The following is a 5,450-nucleotide window of genomic DNA, read 5'->3' as shown; positions in this document are numbered from 1 at the left end:
GAAAATTGACAAAATATAGTTGTTTAGGTATATTCAAATAAAGAAATATTAGATTATAATAAGGCTTTGGAAGTTATGAAAGAGAATTATTTGGATAAAGATGTAAAAATAGACCCTATAATATTTGATGTATTTTCATCATTTGTATTGAAAAAATAAAAATGATAATAAAAAAGGGGGATATTTCACCCCCCTATTTAAATTCTTTAAAATAATTTCATTAATAATTAGAAGTTTTCAACACGTACTTCAAAGAATTTTTTAGCATGTTTACAAACTGGGCAAAGTTCAGGAGCTTCTTCACTTTCAACGATGAAACCGCAGTTTCTACATTTCCATTGAACTTTAGTAGCTTTTTTGAAAACGCTTCCGTTTTTAACAGCTTCTCTTAATTTAGCATATCTTTCTCTGTGTTCTTTTTCAACATCACCGATTAATTTCATAGAACGAGCGATTTCTTCGAAACCTTCTTCAGTAGCTTCTTTAGCCATTCTTGGGTACATATTTTCGTATTCTTCGTTTTCACCTTCCCAAGCAGCTTGTAAGTTTTGAAGTGTATCACCTATACCGTTAAGATATTTGAAGTGTATTTTAGCATGTTCTCTTTCATTTTCAGCTGTTTCAAGGAATATAGCAGCGATTTGTTCATAACCTTCATTTCTTGCTACACTAGCGAAATAAGTGTATTTGTTTCTAGCCATAGATTCGCCAGCAAAAGCTTCATTTAAGTTTTTTTCTGTTTTTGTACCTTTTAAATCCTTCATTTTAATTCTCCTAAAAAAATTTATAAATAATTAGTCAAACTAAATTATTTAGCAAGTTTAATTCTTTCAGCAACATAGTCCCAATTTACTAAATGATCAACAAAAGTAGTTAAGAAATCAGGTCTTCTGTTTTGATAATCTAAATAGTAAGCATGTTCCCAAACGTCGCAAGTTAAAACACCATGTACTTTGTCAGCAACAGGGTTCATAGCATTAGCATATTTTCTAACTTCTAATTTACCGTTATTAATTACAAGCCAAACCCAGCCAGAACCGAATTGAGTTTTACCGCCAGTAGTGAAAGCTTCTTTGAAAGCGTCAAAAGAACCGAAATCAGCTTCGATTTTTGCTTTTACTTCAGCAGGTATAGCAACATCTTTTTTAAGCATTTTGAAGAATTCTTCATGGTTATAAACTTGACCAGCATTGTTAAATACTGCTTGTTTATCAGCATTGTTATGTGATAAAGTGATTAATTCTTCAATGCTTTTTCCTTGTAAAGAAGCATCTTTAGATACTAAGTCGTTAAGAGTTGTAACATAAGTATTTAAGTGTTTTCCATGGTGGAAATCTAATGTATTTGAAGACATATATGGAGCTAAGTCTTCTTTACCATAAGGTAGTTTCATTAATTCAAACATATATTTTTACTCCTTCATTTTATTATTTTAATAATAAACCTTTTTTCAATTAATGTCAAGTATTTATTAAATAATATTTATATCTTATTGATAAAAATTACTGTTAATAAAATAAAGGCATACCAAAAATTAATTTGGCATGCCTTTATTTTGTTATATTAAATATAATTAATTAGCTGTTTCAGTTGTTTCTGCAGTATCAGTAGTTGTTTCAGCAGGAGCATCAGCTGGGTTAGCAGCTTCATTTTCGTAATCTCTGTAAACAGGTCTAACTTCTCTGCTTAATACTTCATCTTCTGTTTTACCATAAACGAAACCTAATTCATCATAATATTTAGAATATGTAGTTCTAAATCTGTCAGAAGTAGTGTAAAGTATTTTGTGGTATTTAGTTATTAATAATTTATATTTAGCAGTTTTGATGTTTTCATCAGTAGTTTTTAAAGTTGTTAAATCCCAAAGATTATTAAACATTTCATTTAAGAAATAAACTTTGCTAACATCACTGTTTTGATTGATTGTAGCTAAGTTATAGTTAACACCAGCTAAATAAGTATTTAACATTATTAAGTTAGTAGTGTCGCTTTTTGCAGCACTTTCATTTAATAAAGCATTCATTAAATGATATCTGCTTTTAGCGTAGTAACCAGCAGTACCTTTGAAAAGATTGAAAATACCAGCATAAAGATTTAATTCATAATCAGATTGTATTAATTCATTAGTTTTTCCAAGTATTTCATATATAGGTTTGATGTCATCATAAAGTTTGAAACATTTGTCTAATTCATGAAGAGCTATGTCAACATTATTGTCACCAGCTAAAGGTTTAGCTACTAAGTCATAATAATAAACAGCATTATAGAACATTTCATTAGTATCAGTGAAATTAACGTTAGTATAACGCTCTAATATTTTATTAGCTTTGTAAAGTACTCTAAAAAGATAATCTTCTTTGATTTTAGTAAGATTAGTTTGAAGAAGATTGTATTCTTTATCAAGTGCAACATCGTCAGTATTTCTTAAATCAGTAAAAGAAGGTGCAAAAGGTGTGATTTCATTTACTGTATCAACACTTTCTGATGATTCTTGATTCTCAGTAGTAGTAGTTTCAGTAGTTTCTGTTGTAGCAGTAGCATCTGCTGTAGTTTCATCCTGAGCGTATACTGGGCTTAACGCTAGAATCATTACGCTTAATACAAGAAATAGTTTTTTCATGTATAACTCCTATAAGTTTTTATTATTATAATTGTGTAACCACATATAAATGTTGCCTAAAGTTTTATAAAGCAGCATTTTTGGTTGAGTATTTGTATTAATTAGAGTATTGATTGTAGAATCTAATTCATCAATAGTCCATACAATACTTTCATCTGAAATAGAACCTGGAAATATATAATCTCTATTTTCTACTTCGAGATATTTATCTTCTAGGTGCTTCTTTAAAATATTAATCATTTCTCTAAAAGTATCAACGATCTCATAATCGCCGTCACCAAGCAATGTAGTTAATGAGGCTATTTGAGAAGGATTGTTATTTAAAACAGCTTCCATAAAAGATAACAATACTTTGTATATATTATCGCTTGTATTTGATTTTTTGTCAAGTACATATTTTATAGCTTTAGCAACACTTCCATAAGAATTTTCCAGTGCAAGGGCAGTTTTTTCTTCATTTAGCCTTAATCTCTTCATTAATATGGATCTTAAAGTATTTTCTGATAAAGAAGAAAATTTTAATTCCATCATACGGGATCGTAAAGGCTTCATGCCGTCCTGAACCAGTTTATTAGCATCAGAAGTTATTAGAATGAATATATTATTGTCTGAAGGCTCTTCTAAAGTACGTAAAAATATATTAGGAGCCCTTTTATCCATCAATTCTATTCCTTCAATGATGACAATTCTCTTATGTGATATTCTCGGCTTTCTGTAAGTAATCTCTATAATATTTCTTACTGTATCTAATGGAATTACTGTATGTATTATATTGTAATGTATTTTTTTTAAAGCTTCAAAAAAATCGCCTTCTATGCTAATTTTTTTCTTTCCGCCTTTATTTTTCACTATATTTAATGCTTCTTTTGATTTATTTCTAAATATTGAGTCTATAAAATCAACATTATCCGGATTTAATTCATTTAAAGTATAATTTACAGCTAAATAATAAGGTTCTATTAATGCGTATCTTGAACTTTCTTTTTTACTTCCAAGCATATATTCTTTAGGTTCGCTTGAAGGGTAGTTATCATAACTGTCAAAAAGCATAGATTCAACTTTATAAAGTATGGATCTGCATGCTGAATAAAAATTATTGAACAAATGAGGTAATTTATATTCTAAATATTGATTAAAATAAAGTTCAGCATTTCTGAATCTTTCATCAGTGCCTGCAACTATTATATCTGGGTGTTTGTATTGATCTATCATTTTGCATGATTTACATTCATCGCAGTATGTTCCATTGCCTCTTTCGCATAAAATAGCTTTAGCATAGTTTAAAGCACTTTCAAATTTTCCAACCCCTTCATCTCCGTAAAAAAGATAAGCATGATGAAGTCTGCCGCTTTTATATATTCCAGACATTATTTTTAGCGGTGTTGTTTGTCCTAATACTTTTGCCAATTTTTACCTCTATAACTTTATTAAGCTTTGTTAATATATAAATCATAAATAAATTTATATCAACAATAATTTTTTATGTGATTTTAAATTATAAATATAATGATGACGATATTTTATTATAGTGTTTAATTTTTTATTTTTTACTATTAAAAGTATTACATTTATAATTAAAAACAAGGAATATTTTAATGGCTGCAACAAATGATATGACTAACAATCAAATGGGATCTTCTGAGGATATTAATAAAAATTCTGATATTTCAGAAAGAATTGAGAAATTAGAGAATAATTTAGAATTAGTTTCTTCTGAAAATAAAACTCCAGAGGAGCAGGAGAAGTTTATCAAAGATATTGTAGTAAAAGAAAATGAGGACAATATAAATAAATTAAAAGATGAATTGTCTAATACTATAGACGAAAAGATAGAAGAAAAAATAGAAAAAAATAACATTAACTATAATAATGTAATGCTAGAGCAGAATCTTAAGAATTTTAAAGAAATTTCTAGCTTAAGAAAAGGTCAAAAAGATTTAGAAGCAAATATCAATGAAAATATAAATAATTCTGTTAATGATGCAATTACTCAAAACAATATGAAATATGATGAGCTATTAAATAATTTAGATAATAAATTAGATTTGCAAAAAGAAGAACAGATTAAATTTTTTGAAGAAGAAAAAGAAAATATTAATAAATTACAAGAAGAATTATCTAATACTATAGACGAAAAAATAGAAAAAAATAATATTAACTATAATAATGTAATGTTGGAACAGAATCTTAAGAATTTTAAAGAAATTTCCAGCTTAAGAAAAGGTCAAAAAGACTTAGAAGAAAATATCAATGAAAATATAAATAATTCTGTAAATGATGCAATTACTCAAAACAATGCTAAATACGATGAGTTAATAAACAATTTAAATAATAAATTAGATTCTCAAAAAGAAGAACAGATTAAATTTTTTGAAGAGGAAAAAGAGAATTTCAATAAAAAAAATGAAGAGTTATTGAACAATGTAAATGATACAATAAGTCAAAATAGTATTAAGTACGAAGAATTAATAAATAATTTGAATTCCAAATTAGATGATAATTCAAATAATATAAATAAATTGCAAGAAGAAATATCTAATAAGATAGACGAAAAACTTGAACAGAACAACACTAATTATAACAGTGTGATGTTGGAGCAGAATTTAAAAACTTTCAAAGAAATATCCGGCTTAAGAAAAGGACAAAAAGATTTAGAAGAAAGTTTAAATGAATCTATATCTCAGAATAATGCAAAATACGATGAGTTAATAAATAATTTAAATAATAAATTAGATTCACAGAAAGAAGAACAAAGTAGATTCTTAGAAGAAAAAGAGAATTTAAATAAAAAGAACGAAGAATTATTAAACAATGTAAATGATATAATTAG

Annotated in this window: 4 protein-coding genes and 1 pseudogene; 1 reads left to right on the top strand and 4 read right to left on the bottom strand. The window is 26.9% G+C overall.

Annotation, left to right across the window (positions count from 1 at the left end; all coding sequences use genetic code 11):
* Positions 1-227: 227 nt before the first annotated feature.
* The 4 genes from rbr to R4K56_RS14335 all read right to left on the bottom strand — a co-directional run bounded on the left by rbr (position 228) and on the right by R4K56_RS14335 (position 4,027).
* A complete protein-coding gene (gene rbr / locus R4K56_RS14350; RefSeq protein ID WP_297298055.1) occupies positions 228-764 on the bottom strand; it encodes a rubrerythrin in 537 nt (178 codons plus the stop codon).
* Between the two features lie 44 nt (positions 765-808).
* Positions 809-1,405, bottom strand: a complete 597-nt coding sequence (locus R4K56_RS14345; RefSeq protein WP_335758283.1) for a superoxide dismutase — start codon at positions 1,403-1,405, stop codon at positions 809-811.
* Between the two features lie 168 nt (positions 1,406-1,573).
* Positions 1,574-2,620, bottom strand: a complete 1,047-nt coding sequence (locus R4K56_RS14340; RefSeq protein WP_335773130.1) for a hypothetical protein — start codon at positions 2,618-2,620, stop codon at positions 1,574-1,576.
* A 9-nt stretch (positions 2,621-2,629) separates the two neighbouring features.
* A complete protein-coding gene (locus R4K56_RS14335) occupies positions 2,630-4,027 on the bottom strand; it encodes a DNA polymerase III subunit delta' (RefSeq protein ID WP_335773131.1) in 1,398 nt (465 codons plus the stop codon).
* 188 nt (positions 4,028-4,215) lie between these two features.
* Between R4K56_RS14335 and R4K56_RS14330 the strand changes: the two are divergent.
* Positions 4,216-5,450 (top strand): annotated as a pseudogene (locus tag R4K56_RS14330) (hypothetical protein); the annotation flags it as partial.

The sequence above is a fragment of the Brachyspira pulli genome (genome assembly GCF_036997785.1).
GTDB classification, from domain to species: domain Bacteria; phylum Spirochaetota; class Brachyspiria; order Brachyspirales; family Brachyspiraceae; genus Brachyspira; species Brachyspira pulli.
This window is presented reverse-complemented; position numbering and strand designations above follow the sequence as displayed.

Bases quoted from the DNA above. Each gene is read 5' to 3' on its own strand.
- rbr (WP_297298055.1), bottom strand. From the start codon at position 764: ATGAAGGATTTAAAAGGTACAAAAACAGAAAAAAACTTAAATGAAGCT.
- R4K56_RS14345 (WP_335758283.1), bottom strand. From the start codon at position 1,405: ATGTTTGAATTAATGAAACTACCTTATGGTAAAGAAGACTTAGCTCCA.
- R4K56_RS14340 (WP_335773130.1), bottom strand. From the start codon at position 2,620: ATGAAAAAACTATTTCTTGTATTAAGCGTAATGATTCTAGCGTTAAGC.